The organism is Actinacidiphila paucisporea, assembly GCF_900142575.1.
Classification (GTDB): Bacteria; Actinomycetota; Actinomycetes; order Streptomycetales; family Streptomycetaceae; genus Actinacidiphila; species Actinacidiphila paucisporea.
Window position 1 is genome coordinate 1 of record NZ_FRBI01000013.1, and the last position, 16098, is coordinate 16098.

Sequence of the window (16098 nt, forward strand, 5' to 3'; positions counted from 1 at the left end):
AAGCTTCCTTCGAGACCGTTTCACCGGCCCCTCCGGGCTTTCCCTTCGTGTTTCCGACTTTAGCAGAAGCTATTCGGTCGGAATTACCAACCCCGTTCCGAGCACGCACGTTTCCGCGGGTCTCGTCGAGGCGGTTGTGCCAACGTACTGGAGCGGGCCGCCGGATGCAAATCCGGCGGCCCGTGTGTGGTCAGCAGCTTGACGGAGGGTCAGACCTCAACGACCACAGGGAGGATCATCGGGCGGCGGCGGTAGGTGTCCGATACCCACTTGCCGACGGACCGTCGGATCAGCTGCTGGATCTGGCGGACCTCCATCACTCCGTCGGAGGCGGACCGGGAGAGGCCTTCCTCGATCTTCGGGATGACGGCGGCGAACGCCACGTCCTCGATACCCGACCCCCGCGCGTGGATGTTCGGGCCGCCGACGATCTTGCCGGTGGTGCTGTCGACCACGACGAAGACCGAGACGATGCCTTCCTCGCCGAGAATGCGCCGGTCCTTCAGCGACGCCTCGGTGATGTCGCCGACCGACAGGCCGTCGACGTACACGTAGCCGGCCTGGACCTTGCCGGCGATCTTGGCCACGCCGTTGACGAGGTCGACGACGACGCCGTCCTCGGCGATGACGGTGCGTTCCTTGGGGATGCCGGTGAGTCGGCCCAGATCGGCGTTGGCGCGAAGGTGCCGCCATTCGCCGTGGATCGGCATCAGGTTGCGCGGCTTGCAGATGTTGTAGAAGTACAGCAGTTCGCCGGCCGAGGCGTGGCCCGAGACGTGGACCTTGGCGTTGCCCTTGTGGACGACGTTGGCGCCCCATCGGGTGAGGCCGTTGATCACGCGGTAGACCGCGTTCTCGTTGCCCGGGATGAGGGAGGACGCGAGGACGACGGTGTCGCCCTCGACGATGCGGATCTGGTGGTCCCGGTTGGCCATGCGGGACAGGGCGGCCATGGGCTCGCCCTGGGAGCCGGTGCAGACCAGCACGACCTTCTCGTCCGGCAGGTCGTCGAGCACCTTGATGTCCACGACGAGGCCGCCGGGGACCTTGAGATAGCCCAGGTCGCGGGCGATGCCCATGTTCCTGACCATCGAGCGGCCGACGAAGGCGACCTTGCGGCCGCGTTCATGGGCGGCGTCGAGTACCTGCTGGATGCGGTGCACATGGCTGGCGAAGCTCGCGACGATGATGCGCTTTTCAGCCTTCGCGAACGTCTGCCGCAGCACCGAGGAGATGTCGCGCTCCGGCGGGACGAAGCCGGGCACCTCGGCGTTGGTGGAGTCGGCGAGCAGCAGGTCGATGCCCTCCTCGCCGAGTCGCGCGAAGGTGGGCAGGTCCGTGAGCCGGCCGTCCAGCGGGAGCTGGTCCATCTTGAAGTCGCCGGTCACGACGACCATGCCGGCCGGGGTGCGGATGGCGACGGCGAGCGCGTCGGGAATGGAGTGGTTGACGGCGATGAACTCGCAGTCGAAGGGGCCGATACGCTCGCGGTCGCCCTCCTTGACCTCGAGGGCGTACGGCCGGATGCGGTGCTCCTGGAGCTTGGCCTCGATCAGTGCGAGGGTGAGCTTGGAGCCGATCAGCGGAATGTCGTCCTTTTCCCTGAGCAGGAAAGGAACGGCGCCGATGTGGTCCTCGTGGCCGTGGGTGAGGATGACGCCGACGACATCGTCGAGGCGGTCCCGGATGGAGCTGAAGTCGGGCAGGATCAGGTCGACGCCCGGCTGCTCCTCCTCGGGGAAGAGGACGCCGCAGTCCACGATCAGCAGCTTGCCGCCGAATTCGAAGACCGTCATATTGCGGCCGATCTCACCGAGGCCGCCGAGCGGTGTGATGCGCAGGCCGCCTTCGGTGAGAGTCCGCGGGGGGCCGAGTTCAGGGTGCGGATGGCTCAAAAGGTTCTCCCTATCACGCACGCCGGAGGGGCCTTCGTGGGCCGTGGCGTGCGGAACTGTATGTGACGTATCCGTTGGCGCACCGTCATTCGGGCGGTGCGTTTGCGTGCGGTGGTGCTTATTCAGTTGTGAAGTCCGTTGTCAGAGGTGTACCCCGCCGGCGGCGAGATCCTTCCTGAGGCGTTCCGTGGCGTCCGCGTCGAGTTCGGTGAGCGGCAGCCGGAGCGGGCCTGCGGGCAGTCCGCGCAGCGCGAGGGCGGTTTTGGTGGTGATGACGCCCTGGGCGCGGAACATACCGGTGTAGACGGGGAGCAGCCGCTGGTGGATCTCTGCCGCCTTGGCGACGTCACCGCTGGTGTACGCGTCCAGCAGGGCGCGCAGCTCCGGGGTGACGAGGTGGCCGACGACGGAGACGAAGCCGACGGCGCCGATGGCGAGCAGCGGCAGGTTGAGCATGTCGTCACCCGAATACCAGGCCAGGCCGCTGCGGCCGAGTGCCCAGCCGGCCGCGCCGAGGTCGCCCTTGGCGTCCTTGTTGGCGACGATCCTGGGGTGTTCCGCCAGCCGGACGAGGGTCTCGGTCTCCAGCGGGACGCCGCTGCGGCCGGGGATGTCGTAGAGCATGACGGGCAGGCCGGTGGCGTCGGCGATGGTGGTGAAGTGCCGGATCAGCCCTTCCTGCGGCGGCTTGCTGTAATACGGCGTGACCGTGAGCAGGCCGTGGGCTCCGCTGCGCTCGGCCTGGCGGGCGAGTTCGGTGCTGTGCCGGGTGTCGTTGGTGCCGACGCCGGCGATGACGAAGGCGCGGTCGCCGACGGCCTCGACCACGGCGCGTACGAGCTGGTCTTTCTCCGTGTCGCTCGTGGTGGGCGACTCCCCGGTGGTGCCGTTGACGACGAGTCCGTCGTTGCCCGCGTCCACCAGGTGGGTGGCGAGCTGCTGGGCGCCGGCGAGGTCGAGTGCGCCGTCCGTGGTGAACGGCGTGACCATTGCGGTCAGTACCCGCCCGAAGGGGGCGTTGGGGGTGGAGGTCGGAGCCATGGGTCCCACGCTACTCGGTGTGTATGGGGGCACGCAGCCGCGGGACCTGCGCAAAGGACTCCGGCGGTGTCTGCTCGGGGGTTCAGGCACCGCCGGGGTCCGTTTCTGCAGCCTAGATGAACCTCACGAATGCCTGCAATCCGAACACTTCGGACATTCGGCTGCGACGGGCCGGTCGGCCGGTCCCGCTACGGGGCGACACGCCCGTTGGCGTTGAACGCCGCATGGGTGAGCGGCATCAGTTCCGCCCAGGCCGCCTCCATCCGCTCGCCGACCATCTCGATCTCGCGCTGCGGGAAGGACGGCACCGTGGCCAGCTCGTGCTGGGTGCGCAGGCCGAGGAAGTGCATCAGCGACCGTGCGTTGCACGTGGCGTACATCGACGAGAACAGGCCGACCGGCAGGGTGGCCCTGGCCACCTCGCGGGCGACCCCGTCGGCGAGCATCGCCTGATACGCGGCATACGACTGCGCGTAGGACTCCTCCATGGCCGCGACGGTCTGCTTGTGCTGTTCGGGTGTCCCGTGCACGAACTCGTACTTCCCCGGGCGGCCGCGCTGCACCAGTTTGCGGTCCGGCCCCGGCACGTAGAAGACCGGCTGCAGCTCGCGGTAGCGGCCGGACTCCTCGTTGTAGGACCAGCCGACCCGGTGGCGCATGAACTCGCGGAAGACGAAGATCGGCGCGCTGACGAAGAAGGTCATCGAGTTGTGCTCGAAGGGGCTGCCGTGGCGGTCCCGCATCAGGTAGTTGATCAGGCCCTTCGACCGCTCCGGGTCCTTCGTCAGCTCCTCGAGCGACTGCTCGCCCGCGGTGGAGACCCGGGCCGCCCACAGGACGTCGGAGTCCGACGCGCTGTGCTTGACGAGGTCCACGGTGACGTCGTCCCGGAACTCGACGGAGGCCGGCGGGGCGGCGGGGGTCCCGGTGGGGAGGTCGGTCGGCACCGGAGGGTCCTTCCTGCTAAGCGGCATTGCGGCGACCAGCCTAAGGGCTGGGGAGGACAGCGGCCGCTGCCGAACGGCCGACCTGAAGTAGCCGTGGGGCCGCCGGGGCGGCTAGCCTCACCGGATCGGAGCGCAGTCCGCTCCGGCTGGCCCCCTCCGGAACCGGAAGAGGATTCTCCGCGTGTCCCTGCCCTACAGCTCCGCGCCCGCCGAGACCGACGACCTGGCGGCCGGACGCCCGCTCCCCCACCTAGAGCAGGACCGCTGGATGCGGCCGTACCGTCCGGGCCCGTGGCGGGTCGCCACGGCCGCGCTGGCGCTGATGCTGGCCTCGTACCTGATGTTCGCCGCCCTGATCATGGCCGCCGCGGCCGACACGCAGGGCGCGGGCGTGTGCCTGCTGGCGGCGCTGCTGGTGATAGCGGCCGCGCTGCGGCTGCTGCGGGTCGGCGTGTGGGTGAGCGGCAAGGGGCTGCGGCAGACGAGTTACTTCAGCACGGTGACCGTTCCGTGGCGCAAGGTCGCCTCGGTACGCACCGCGCAGCAGCCGGTGCGGGTGCTCGGGCTGCCGCGCAGCGTCCAGGGGCAGGCGCTGATCATCAGCCGGAAGGGCGGCGAGCCGCTGCGCCCGCAGCTCACCGACCACAACGCGGACTTCCTCGGCCGGGTCGACGCCTTCGACATGGCCGCCGACGCCATCGAGGGCTGGGCCGCGGAACTGCGCTGACCGCCCCCTGACGCCGCCCTAGGGCCTGTCCGGCGGATCTTGGCGGATCAGCCTGCGGCGTCCGGTGCCGTACATGGCAAGGCGGAGAATCGTCCTCGTACCGGGTCGTACAAGGATGATTCGACAACGCTGGGGGCACCTCCCGCCGAAGGCAGGGGGAGGGGTGCGGTGCCGGGCGTCGCAGGCCCGGCATGATCCGCCGGACAGGCCCTAGCGCTGCGGCCGGCCGTCGTGCAGGGCGATGGCGCGCTGCATCGCCTTGCGGGCCCTCGGCGTGTCGCGGGCGTCGAAGTAGGCGACGGCCAGCCGGAACCAGTTGCGCCAGTCCTCGGGCGCCGCCTCGGTCTCCGCCTGCCGCTTGGCGAAGACCGCGTCGGCCGAGTCACGGTCGATCCGGCCACTTGGCGTACGGGTCAGCTCGTCGACCGGCAGCCCGCCCTCGGCCTCCAGCTCGCGGCCCAGCCGCCCCGCGTGCCGGGCGAACTGCGTGGTGTGCCACAGGAACCAGGCACCGATCAGCGGCAGCACCAGCACCGCCACGCCGAAGGCCACGGTGACCGGGCGGCCGTCGGCGATCAGCAGCAGCCCGCGGTCGCCGACCAGGACGAAGTAGAACAGCAGCGCGACGGCGGAGCCGGCGTAGCTGATTTTGGAACGCATGCGGTCAGTCCTCTTGGTGGCCGGGTTCTGTTCCTTCGAGGAAGTTTTCCAGGCCGTAGGTGAGGCCGGGGACACCGGGGACGGTGCGGGCGGCGAGCAGGATGCCGGGCATGAAGCTGCTGTGGTGCAGCGAGTCGTGCCTGATGGTGAGCGTCTCCCCGGTACCGCCGAACAGCACCTCCTGGTGCGCGAGCAGGCCGCGCAGCCGTACCGAGTGCACCGGCACGCCCTCGACGTCCGCGCCGCGGGCGCCCTCCAGACCGTGGGTCGTCGGGTCGTGCTGCGGGGCGAGGCCCGCCTCGGCGCGGGCGGCCGCGATGAGCTGTGCGGTGCGGGTGGCGGTGCCGCTGGGGGCGTCCGCCTTGTTGTCGTGGTGCAGCTCGATGACCTCGGCCGATTCGAACCAGCGGGCCGCCTGCCGGGCGAACTGCATGGTCAGGACGGCGCCGATGGAGAAATTCGGGGCGACGAGCACCCCGGTGCCGGGGGCGGCGGCCAGCCAGCCGCGCAGCCGGTCGAGGCGCTCCGCGGTCCACCCGGTGGTGCCGACCACGGCGTGGATGCCGTGCCCGACGCAGAATTCCAGATTGCCCATGACCGCGTCGGGGTGGGTCAGTTCCACCGCGACCTGGGCGCCGGCCTCGGTCAGCGCCTCCAGCGGGTCCTCGCGGTCGATCGCGGCGACCAGGTCGAGGTCGTCCGCGGCCTCGACGGCGGCGGCCGCCGCCGAGCCGATCCGGCCCTGGGCGCCGATGACGGCCACACGGAGCTTGCTCATCGTTTCGGGGTCCTCCGAGTCGTGCGTACGGGATGGGTGCAGCGTGCGCGCGGCCCGCGCTATGCGACGGCTTCGTGCAGGCGGGCGGTCTGCTTCTGCTTGAGCGGGCCGATGGCGGCCAGCGAGGGGCGCTGCCCCAGCACGTCGCGGGCCACCGCGCGCACCTCGTCGGGCGTCACGGCGGCGATTTTTGCCAGCAGGTCGTCGACCGACAGCTGGTCGCCCCAGCACAGCTCGCTCTTGCCGATCCGGTTCATCAGCGCGCCGGTGTCCTCCAGGCCGAGGACGGTCGACCCGGACAGCTGGCCGATGGCGCGGCGCAGCTCCTCGTCGGTCAGGCCGTTCTCGGCGACCTGGTTCAGCTCGTCCCGGCAGATCTTGAGCACCTCGGGCACCCGGCTCGGCTGGCAGCCGGCGTAGACACCGAACAGGCCGCAGTCGGCGAAGGAGGAGGTGTACGAATACACCGAGTACGCCAGACCGCGCTTCTCCCGGACCTCCTGGAAGAGGCGGGAGCTCATGCCGCCGCCGAGCGCGGTGTTGAGCACGCCCAGCGCCCAGCGCCGCTCGTCGGTGCGGGACAGGCCGGGCATGCCGAGGACCACGTGGGCCTGCTCGGTGCGCCGGTCCAGCACCTCGACCCGGCCGGCCGTGCGCAGCGTGCGGGCCCCGTCGCGGGGCGGCTGCGGCAGGGCGGCGGGGTCGCGCAGTGCGCCGGCCCGGTCGAAGGCGCGGCGGACCTGGCGTACGACGACGGCGTGGTCGATGTTGCCCGCTGCGGCGACCACCAGGCGGGTGGGGTCGTAGTGCTTGCGGTAGAAGCGGGCGACCTGGTCGCGGGTGAGCGCGTTGATGGTCTCGACGGTGCCGAGGACCGGGCGGCCCAGCGGGGTGTCGCCGAGCATGGCGGTGCTGAACAGGTCGTGCACCTGGTCGCCCGGGTCGTCCTCGGTCATCGCGATCTCCTCGAGGACGACGCCGCGCTCGGCGTCGATGTCCTCCTGGCGGATCAGCGACCCGGTGAGCATGTCGCAGACCACGTCGATGGCCAGCGGCAGGTCGGTGTCGAGCACCCGGGCGTAGTAGCAGGTGTACTCCTTGGCGGTGAACGCGTTCATCTCGCCGCCGACCGCGTCGACGGCGGCGGAGATGTCGAGCGCGCTGCGCCGCCGGGTGCCCTTGAAGAGCAGGTGCTCCAGGTAGTGGGTGGCGCCGTTGAGCACCGGGGTCTCGTCGCGGGAGCCGACCGCCGCCCAGATGCCGAAGGTGGCGGAGCGCACCGTCGGCAGGGTCTCGGTGACCACCCGCAGGCCGCCGGGCAGCACGCTGCGGCGTACCGTCCCGATGCCGTCGGTACCGGGCAGCAGGGTCCGTGTGCGGACGGCCCGCCCCTTGGTGGAGGGGCGGGCCGTCGCGGCGGTGGAGCGGGTCGTCACTGGGCCGACTCGTCCTTCACGTCGTCGGCGTCGCCGTCCTCGCCCTCGATGACGGGGACGAGCGAGAGCTTGCCGCGCTGGTCGATCTCGGCGATCTCGACCTGCACCTTGGCGCCGACGCCGAGCACGTCCTCGACGTTCTCGACGCGCTTGCCGCCGGCGAGCTTGCGGATCTGCGAGATGTGCAGCAGACCGTCCTTGCCGGGCATCAGCGAGACGAACGCGCCGAAGGTGGTCGTCTTCACGACCGTGCCCAGGTAGCGCTCGCCGACCTCGGGCATCGTCGGGTTGGCGATCTGGTTGATCACCGCGCGGGCCGCCTCGGCCTGCGAACCCTCGGTGGCGCCGATCAGCACCGTGCCGTCGTCCTCGATGGAGATGTCGGCGCCGGTGTCCTCCTGGATCTGGTTGATCATCTTGCCCTTGGGGCCGATGACCTCGCCGATCTTGTCCACGGGGATCTTGATGCTGATGATCCGCGGGGCGTTCGGGGACATCTCGTCCGGGACGTCGATGGCCTCGTTCATCACATCGAGGATGTGGAGGCGTGCGTCACGGGCCTGCTTCAGCGCGGCGGCCAGCACGGAGGCGGGGATACCGTCGAGCTTGGTGTCGAGCTGGAGCGCGGTCACGAAGTTCTTCGTACCGGCGACCTTGAAGTCCATGTCGCCGAACGCGTCCTCGGCGCCGAGGATGTCGGTCAGCGCGACGTAGTGCGTCTCGCCCTCGATCTCCTGCGAGATCAGGCCCATGGCGATACCGGCGACGGGGGCCTTCAGCGGCACACCGGCGTTCAGCAGCGACATGGTGGAGGCGCAGACCGAGCCCATCGACGTGGAGCCGTTGGAGCCCAGCGCCTCGGAGACCTGGCGGATCGCGTAGGGGAATTCCTCGCGGGTCGGCAGGACCGGGATCAGGGCGCGCTCGGCGAGGGCGCCGTGGCCGATCTCGCGGCGCTTGGGCGAGCCCACGCGGCCGGTCTCGCCGACCGAGTACGGCGGGAAGTTGTAGTTGTGCATGTAGCGCTTGCGGGTCTCGGGCGCCAGGGTGTCGAGCTGCTGCTCCATGCGGAGCATGTTCAGCGTGGTGACGCCGAGGATCTGCGTCTCGCCGCGCTCGAAGAGCGCCGAGCCGTGAACCCGCGGGATCGCCTCGACCTCGGCGGCCAGCGTACGGATGTCGGTGACACCGCGGCCGTCGATGCGGACCTTGTCGCGGATGACGCGCTGGCGGACCAGCTTCTTGGTCAGCGAGCGGTAGGCCGCGGAGATCTCCTTCTCGCGACCCTCGAACTGCGGCAGCAGCTTCTCGGCGGCCAGCGCCTTGACCCGGTCCAGCTCCGCCTCGCGGGCCTGCTTGCCCGGGATGGTCAGCGCCTGGGCCAGCTCGCCGGTGACGGCGGACTCCAGGGCCTCGAAGACGTCCTCCTGGTAGTCCAGGAAGATCGGGAACTCGCCGGTGGGCTTGGCGGCCTTGGCGGCCAGCTCCGACTGCGCCTTGCAGAGCACCTTGATGAACGGCTTGGCGGCCTCCAGGCCGGCGGCGACGACCTCCTCGGTCGGCGCCTCGGCGCCGCCCTCGATCAGCTGGATGGTCTTCGCGGTGGCCTCGGCCTCGACCATCATGATCGCGACGTCGCCGTCCTCCAGGGCGCGGCCCGCGACGACCATGTCGAAGACGGCCTCTTCGAGCTCGGTGTGCGTCGGGAAGGCCACCCACTGGCCGCGGACCAGTGCGACGCGGACGCCGCCGATCGGGCCGGAGAAGGGCAGGCCGGCCAGCTGCGTGGAGCAGGAGGCGGCGTTGATGGCGACCACGTCGTAGAGGTGGTCGGGGTTGAGCGCCATGATCGTGCAGACGACCTGGATCTCGTTGCGCAGGCCCTTGACGAAGGACGGGCGCAGCGGGCGGTCGATCAGCCGGCAGGTGAGGATGGCGTCCTCGGAGGGGCGGCCCTCGCGGCGGAAGAAGGAGCCGGGGATCCGGCCGGCCGCGTACATGCGCTCCTCGACGTCCACCGTGAGGGGGAAGAAGTCGAAGTGCTCCTTGGGCTGCTTGGAGGCGCTGGTGGCCGACAGCACCATGGTGTCGTCGTCCAGGTAGGCCACGGCGGAGCCGGCGGCCTGGCGGGCCAGCCGGCCCGTCTCGAAGCGGATGGTACGGGTGCCGAAGGTACCGTTGTCGATCACGGCTTCGGCGTAGTGGGTCTCGTTCTCCACTATGGGGATTCTCCTCGTCCTTGCCCGCGGGGCGTGTCCCCGGGGGCCATCGGTGGAGGGGCGTCCTGCCGGGGGCCGGTCTTCGATCGAAGCCACCGGGGGTGGAACCACCCGGGGGCCACTACCGAGGACCGGCGACTGCGGCGGATAGGAGGACGCTCCTCCTCATACGTTGTCAACAGCACCATTGCACCAGATGACGCAGGGGTCGCGCACGTCATGTGCGCGCTTCGTAGCCGGGCGCGTACACGTTCGGTACTGCCGGCGGAATCCGGTGCATATGGCAAAGGGAGCGGCCCCGTCGTGCGGGCACCGCTCCCCTCCACGCGTCCTAGCGGACGCCAGCCGCGCCGGCACGGATGCCGAGGCGCTCGCGAAGCTCACGGAAGCGCGTGATGTCCTTCTTGGCCAGGTACTGCAGCAGACGGCGGCGCTGGCCGACCAGGATCAGCAGACCACGACGCGAGTGGTGGTCGTGCTTGTGGGTCTTGAGGTGCTCGGTCAGGTCCGAGATCCGGCGCGACAGCAGCGCGACCTGGACCTCGGGGGAGCCGGTGTCGCCCTCCTTGGTGCCGAACTCGGCGATGATCTGCTTCTTCGTCTCGACGTCGAGCGACATACGGACTCCTCATGGGGTCATGGGCCGGCGAGCGTCCCCGGTCTGCATCGCGGGGAAATCTCAGGTGACTCACGCGGCGTACGGTCACCGGGCGTGAACACACAGGTGACCGTCACCCAGGGTACCAGCCGGTTGCCGGGCTCCTTACCGGCGGGTCATCACCGCCGCCTGCCCTCCTCCACCAGCCGGAGCGAGTCCTTTCGTGCAGGTCAGTCGCTGCTCAGGCCGCGGACGGAACCGTAGACCTCGAGCACGCCCAGGCACAGCGGGACCAGAGACAGCACGATCGCACCCTCGGCCAGGTCCAGGCTGCGGCCCCAGAACGGGGACACGCCCTTGCGGGGCACGATCAAGCCGATCGAGACCAGCAGCACCGCGCCGGCCGCGATCGCCGCGGACAGCCACAGGGTGTGCAGGTCGAGCGGCCCGTGGTCGCCCCTGGCCAGGTCCATCAGCAGCGAGGTGTCGGGGTTGAGCGCGAGCCCGAGGATCAGCAGGGCCACCGCGAGGATGCCGGCGACCACCAGGCTGGCGACCTGGCTGGTGTAGCGGAAGAGCCGGGCGCGCAGCAGTGCCGCCACCCCGGCGGTCAGGGCGAGCACCTGGGCGGGCGCGGAGTCGGAGAAGCTCATCACCGCGGCGGCGCCGACGACGGTGGCCGCGCAGCCGCCGACCAGGCCGAGCAGCAGTTCGTGGCCGCGGCGGGCCTGTGCGGCGACCGCCTCGTAGTCGATGGCCTGCTCGGGCTCGCGCCGGTCGCCGTAGCGCTCCATGGCCTCGGCGGACGGTTCGGGCGAGCCGAAGCCGATCGGCAGCCGGGCGAAGCGTGCGGACCAGCCGGGCAGGAAGCCGACCAGGGCGACGGCCGCGACGGCCGCGACCGAGGCGACGGCGCGCGGCGGGGCGTCGGTGGCGATGGCGCCGTAGGTGGCCAGGGTGCCCGCCCCAGCCAGGAAGGCGGACGCCACGAAGGGCGCGTCACCGGTGGGCAGCACGGCGACCAGGACCGCGGAGGCCAGCAGGACCGTCGCGCAGCCGACCATGAACTGCAGCCGCCCAGGTCCGTGCCCGTGGTCGGGGGCGACGATGCCGGAGCCCGCGATCAGCAGGTGCGGCAGCGCGGCGAGGCCGAGCGCGACCGCGGCGGCGCGGTCGCGGTATATCCGGGCGCGTACGGCCGCGAAGGCGACCAGCAGCGTGCCGAGCACGCCGGCGACGACGCCCGGCATCGAGTGCATGTCGTGCCTGATCGGCTCCGCCCACCACAGCACGAAGCCCATCATGACCAGCAGCACCGCGCCGCCGGTCAGGCCGACGACCCGCATCAGGTCGTCGTCCCAGCGGCGCCGGTCGCGGACGACGGCGGTGGCGATGGCGTCCGCCACGTCGTCGTGGACGGCGGGCGGCAGCGACTCGGCGTAGGCGCGCAGCGCGATCAGCTCGCCGTCGAGGACACGCTGCGCGGACAGCGACAGGGCGGGGTCGAGGACGCTGCCGTCCCTGCGGACGAGGTGGAAGCCGGTCGGCTCGTCCTCGGTCTGCACCTGCCCCGACAGGCGCAGGATGTCCGGGCGCAGATCGGCGACCGGGAGGTCGTCGGGAAGTGCCACGTCGATCCTGCTGTCCGGTGCTACGACCGTGACGCGGCAGAATCCGGTCGCTGAGATCGTGCTCACCGCGCTGTGCCCCCTAGGGTGCGGAGTTCCGCGATCAGCCAACTCCCGCCTGGCCGGTGGGGGGTGGCTGTAAGTAGTATCTGCGACAAAATATCAGTCAGAACGGGTCGATGATCCCGGGGGGCGAGCACATCAGTGAGTTCGGTCATCGTCAAGCGTCCGGCGCGGGCATTCCCGCCCGAGATGCCGTCGGAAGAGCTTGAACTGGCGTCACCGCCCGAACTGCAACGCGGCCAGGACCAGGGCCTGATGATGATGCTGCTGCCCATGCTCGCCATGGGCGGCTCGGCGGCGTATTTCTTCATGCCGGGCTCGCAGGCGATCATGAAGGTCATGGGCGGGCTGATGCTCACCTCGATGGTGGCGATGGCGATAGGGCAGGTCGTACGCACCCGGCAAGGCGCCAGCGGGCATATGGCCGACAGCCGCCGCGACTACCTCAAATACCTCGCGCAGCAGCGCCGCAAGGCCCGCAAGGTCGCCGACCGGCAGCGCAGCAGCCAGCTCTACACCCACCCCGCACCCGACCAGCTGTGGGCGCTGGCCGCCGAGGGCAAGCGGGTCTGGGAACGCCGCCCGGGCGACGACGACTTCGGGCAGGTGCGGGTGGGGCTCGCCCCGCAGCAGCTGGCCACCCCGCTGGTCGCCCCCGACACCGCCCCCGTCGACCAGCTGGAACCGCTCACCGCGCACGCCATGCAGCGCTTCATCGCCGCCTACGGCACCGTCGAGGGCCTGCCGCTCGCGGTGTCGCTGCGCGCTTTCTCTCATGTCGCGCTGACCGGCGAGCCCGAGGCGGTCTACGGCCAGGCGCGGGCGATGATCGCCCAGTTGTCGACCCTGCACTCGCCCGCGGACCTGGTGCTGGGAGTCGCCGCCTCGCCGTCGGCGCTGCGCGAGTGGGAGTGGGTCAAGTGGCTGCCGCACACGCAGTCGCCGGCCGAGCTGGACGGTGCGGGCACCCGGCGGCTCGTGGTGGGCGACATGGGGGAGCTGGAGGAGCTGCTGCGCGGCAGGCTGGAGGACCGGCCGCGGTTCCAGCGCGACGCGGCACCGCTGCTCGACCAGCCGCACCTGGTGGTCTTCGTGGACGGCGGTACGGTCCCGCCGACGTCGGTGCTTGCCTCCGGTGAGGGCCTGCTTGGCGTCACCGTCGTGGAGGTGGCGCCCGGTGAGAACGGCGAGCCTCGCGGCGACCTGTGGCTGCGCTGCACGGCCGAGGAGATGCTGCTGCGGTCGGCCGCGGGCGGCGCGTACGGCGGCACCCCGGACCGGCTGAGCGCGATCGAGGCCGAGTCGCTGGCCCGCCAGCTGGCACCGCTGCGGCCGGCCGACGGCGGCGACGACGAACCGCTGCTGTCCAACCTGGACTTCACCGACCTGATGGGTATCGGCGAGGCCTCCTCCTTCGACGTCTCGCGCGGCTGGGTGCCGCGCAGCCAGCACGAGCGGCTGCGGGTGCCGATCGGGGTGGGCGAGGACGGCGAGCCGGTCCACCTCGACCTGAAGGAGGCCGCGCAGGAGGGCATGGGCCCGCACGGGCTGTGCGTGGGCGCCACCGGCTCCGGCAAGTCCGAGCTGCTGCGCACCCTGGTGCTCGGCCTGGCCGTCACGCACTCCTCCGAGTCGCTGAATTTCGTGCTCGCCGACTTCAAGGGCGGCGCGACCTTCGCCGGCATGAGCGAGATGCCCCACGTGTCCGCGGTCATCACCAACCTGGCCGACGACCTGACGCTGGTCGACCGTATGCGCGACTCGATCACCGGTGAACTGCAGCGCCGCCAGGAACTGCTGAAGTCCACCGGCAACTACGCCAACATCCACGACTACGAGCGGGCCAGGACCGCGGGCGCGGCCCTGGAGCCGCTGGCGTCGCTGGTGCTGGTCATCGACGAGTTCAGCGAGCTGCTGAGCGCCAAGCCGGAATTCATCGACATGTTCATCCAGATCGGCCGGATCGGGCGGTCGCTGGGCGTGCACCTGCTGCTGGCCTCGCAGCGCCTCGAGGAGGGCAGGCTGCGCGGCCTGGACACGTACCTGTCCTACCGCATCGGCCTGCGGACCTTCTCCGCCTCGGAGTCGCGGGCCGCGCTCGGCGTCCCCGACGCCTACCACCTGCCATCGGTGCCGGGTTCGGGCTATCTGAAGTTCGGCACCGACACCATGGTGCGCTTCAAGGCCGCCTACGTGTCGGGCCCGCACCGCAGAGGCCGGGAGACCGAGGCCGACGGCAGCGCGCAGGGCGGCCGGCGGCCCGCGCCGTTCACCGCGGCGCCGGTGCCGATGAGCGCGCCGGCGACGCGGCCGGTGGCGGCGCAGCGTGACGACGCCGTGGCCGACACGGTCCTGGACGTCCTGGTGCGGCGGCTCGAAGGCCGCGGCCCCGAGGCGCACCAGGTGTGGCTGCCGCCGCTGGACGAGGCGCCCAGCCTGGACCGGCTGATGCCGCTCGCGGTGACCGCCGACCGCGGTCTGCAGGCGAGCGGCGGGATGCCGCTGGGCGGCCTGACGGTGCCGCTGGGCATCGTGGACAAGCCGTTCGAGCAGCGCCGCGACCCGCTGACGCTGGACTTCAGCGGCGCGGCGGGACACGGCCTGATCGTCGGCGGCCCACGCAGCGGCAAGTCGACGATGCTGCGCACCCTGGTGGCGGCCTTCGCACTGACCCACACACCGCAGGAAGTGCAGTTCTACTGCCTGGACTTCGGCGGCGGCGCGCTGCGCGCGGTCGACGGCCTGGCCCATGTGGGCGGGGTCGCGGGCCGGCTCGAACCCGACCGCGTACGCCGTGCGGTCGCCGAGGTCGCGGGGGTGCTGGCCCGCCGCGAGGAGGTCTTCCGCAGCCGCGGCATCGACACGGTCGCGTCGTACCGCAGGCTGCGGGCGACCGGTGAACTGCCCGACGAGCAGTGGGGCGACGTCTTCCTGGTGATCGACGGCTGGGGGGCTTTCAAGCAGGACAACGAGCGCCTGGAGCCGGTCGTCGCCGACATCGCCGCCCGAGGCCTGGGTTTCGGTGTGCACGTGGTGCTCACGGCGTCGCGTTACATGGAGGTCAGGGCCGCCCTGAAGGACCAGTTGCTGAACCGCCTCGAACTGCGGCTCGGCGACACCATGGACTCCGAGATCAACCGCAAGGTCGCCGCGAACGTGCCGGCGGGAGTGCCGGGCCGCGGTATCACTCCGGCGCAGCTGCACTTCATGGCGGGTCTGCCGCGGATCGACGGCAGTTCGTCGTCGGCCGACCTCACCGAGGGCGGCGCCGGCCTGGTGGAGGCGGTCAACTCGGCATGGCGCGGGGCGCCCGCGCCCGGCATCAGGATGCTGCCGACGATGCTCACCGCCGAGCAGCTACCGGACGGTTCGCGCCACCCGGAGCGCGGTGTCGCGATCGGCATCGACGAGACGGCGCTCGCGCCGGTCTTCGTGAACTTCGAGACCGACCCCGTGCTGATCATCTTCGGCGACAGCGAGTCGGGCAAGACGGCCGCGCTGCGGCACATCGCCCGGCAGCTCAGCCAGCGCTACACCCCGCAGGAGGCCATGCTCGTCGTCGCCGACTACCGGCGTACATTGCTGGGCGCGCTCCCCGAGAGCCATGTGCTGGAGTACATTGCCGCGTCCGCGGCCATGGAGACGCACATGACCGAGGTGCAGAAGCTGGTCGAGCGGCGGGCGCCGGGCCCCGACGTCACCCCGCGGCAGCTGCGCGACCGCAGTTGGTGGAGCGGCCCGCAGCTGTTCGTGCTGATCGACGACTACGAACTGGTCGCGGCGGGCAGCAACCCGATGGCGCAGCTCGCCGACAGCCTGCCCTTCGCCCGTGACGTCGGCGTGCGCTTCATCATCGCCCGCAGCAGCGGCGGCGCGGGACGCTCGATGTACGAGCCCTTCATGCAGCGCGCCAAGGAACTGGCCGCGCAGGGCCTGGTGCTCTCCGGCGACCCGAACGAGGGGGAGCTGATGGCCTCCGTCCGGCCGCGGCAGATGCCACCCGGGCGGGCGATCTTCGCCGCGCGACGCGGCGGCAGCCGTCTGGTGCAGCTGGCCTGGACCCCGGAGGGGTGAGCGAGGCAGTTGACGCCCGGGTTACGCAAAGC

At 71.0% G+C, this 16098-nt stretch carries 11 protein-coding genes; 2 read left to right on the forward strand and 9 right to left on the reverse strand.

Annotated elements, in window-relative coordinates:
- Positions 1-209 precede the first annotated feature (209 nt).
- The 3 genes from BUE44_RS19870 to thyX all read right to left on the reverse strand — a co-directional run bounded on the left by BUE44_RS19870 (position 210) and on the right by thyX (position 3910).
- Entirely contained in the window at positions 210-1895 is a 1686-nt protein-coding gene (locus BUE44_RS19870; RefSeq protein ID WP_073500318.1) for a ribonuclease J, read from the reverse strand.
- Between the two features lie 141 nt (positions 1896-2036).
- A complete protein-coding gene (dapA, locus tag BUE44_RS19875; RefSeq protein ID WP_073500319.1) occupies positions 2037-2936 on the reverse strand; it encodes a 4-hydroxy-tetrahydrodipicolinate synthase in 900 nt (299 codons plus the stop codon).
- Between the two features lie 188 nt (positions 2937-3124).
- The gene (gene thyX, locus BUE44_RS19880) at positions 3125-3910 is read right to left on the reverse strand and encodes an FAD-dependent thymidylate synthase (protein WP_079189897.1); all 786 of its coding nucleotides are present in this window, start codon (positions 3908-3910) and stop codon (positions 3125-3127) included.
- A gap of 154 nt (positions 3911-4064) precedes the next feature.
- On the opposite strand from thyX, the gene BUE44_RS19885 reads away from it, so the two are divergent.
- Positions 4065-4610, forward strand: a complete 546-nt coding sequence (locus tag BUE44_RS19885) for a hypothetical protein (RefSeq protein ID WP_073500321.1) — start codon at positions 4065-4067, stop codon at positions 4608-4610.
- Positions 4611-4820: 210 nt separating this feature from the next.
- On the opposite strand, the gene BUE44_RS19890 is transcribed toward BUE44_RS19885, so the two are convergent.
- From BUE44_RS19890 to eccD, 6 genes are all read right to left on the reverse strand, one after another.
- Entirely contained in the window at positions 4821-5270 is a 450-nt protein-coding gene (locus tag BUE44_RS19890; RefSeq protein WP_073500322.1) for a tetratricopeptide repeat protein, read from the reverse strand.
- A gap of 4 nt (positions 5271-5274) precedes the next feature.
- A complete protein-coding gene (dapB, locus tag BUE44_RS19895) occupies positions 5275-6048 on the reverse strand; it encodes a 4-hydroxy-tetrahydrodipicolinate reductase (RefSeq protein ID WP_073500323.1) in 774 nt (257 codons plus the stop codon).
- A 59-nt stretch (positions 6049-6107) separates the two neighbouring features.
- Entirely contained in the window at positions 6108-7484 is a 1377-nt protein-coding gene (locus tag BUE44_RS19900; protein WP_073500324.1) for a M16 family metallopeptidase, read from the reverse strand.
- Entirely contained in the window at positions 7481-9703 is a 2223-nt protein-coding gene (locus BUE44_RS19905) for a polyribonucleotide nucleotidyltransferase (RefSeq protein ID WP_073500325.1), read from the reverse strand. Before BUE44_RS19905 ends, BUE44_RS19900 begins: the two co-directional genes overlap by 4 nt.
- Positions 9704-10034: 331 nt before the next feature.
- Entirely contained in the window at positions 10035-10322 is a 288-nt protein-coding gene (rpsO, locus tag BUE44_RS19910; RefSeq protein ID WP_033173003.1) for a 30S ribosomal protein S15, read from the reverse strand.
- 209 nt (positions 10323-10531) lie between these two features.
- The gene (gene eccD / locus BUE44_RS19915) at positions 10532-11998 is read right to left on the reverse strand and encodes a type VII secretion integral membrane protein EccD (protein ID WP_073500326.1); all 1467 of its coding nucleotides are present in this window, start codon (positions 11996-11998) and stop codon (positions 10532-10534) included.
- A 135-nt stretch (positions 11999-12133) separates the two neighbouring features.
- On the opposite strand from eccD, the gene eccCa reads away from it, so the two are divergent.
- Positions 12134-16066 (forward strand): type VII secretion protein EccCa, encoded by a 3933-nt coding sequence (gene eccCa, locus BUE44_RS19920; RefSeq protein ID WP_073500327.1) that lies wholly within the window; start codon positions 12134-12136, stop codon positions 16064-16066.
- Positions 16067-16098: the final 32 nt, after the last annotated feature.

Coding starts and splice junctions, on each gene's coding strand:
- dapA (WP_073500319.1), bottom strand. CDS start 2,936: ATGGCTCCGACCTCCACCCCCAACGCCCCCTTCGGGCGGGTACTGACC.
- thyX (WP_079189897.1), bottom strand. CDS start 3,910: ATGCCGCTTAGCAGGAAGGACCCTCCGGTGCCGACCGACCTCCCCACC.
- BUE44_RS19890 (WP_073500322.1), bottom strand. CDS start 5,270: ATGCGTTCCAAAATCAGCTACGCCGGCTCCGCCGTCGCGCTGCTGTTC.
- dapB (WP_073500323.1), bottom strand. CDS start 6,048: ATGAGCAAGCTCCGTGTGGCCGTCATCGGCGCCCAGGGCCGGATCGGC.
- rpsO (WP_033173003.1), bottom strand. CDS start 10,322: ATGTCGCTCGACGTCGAGACGAAGAAGCAGATCATCGCCGAGTTCGGC.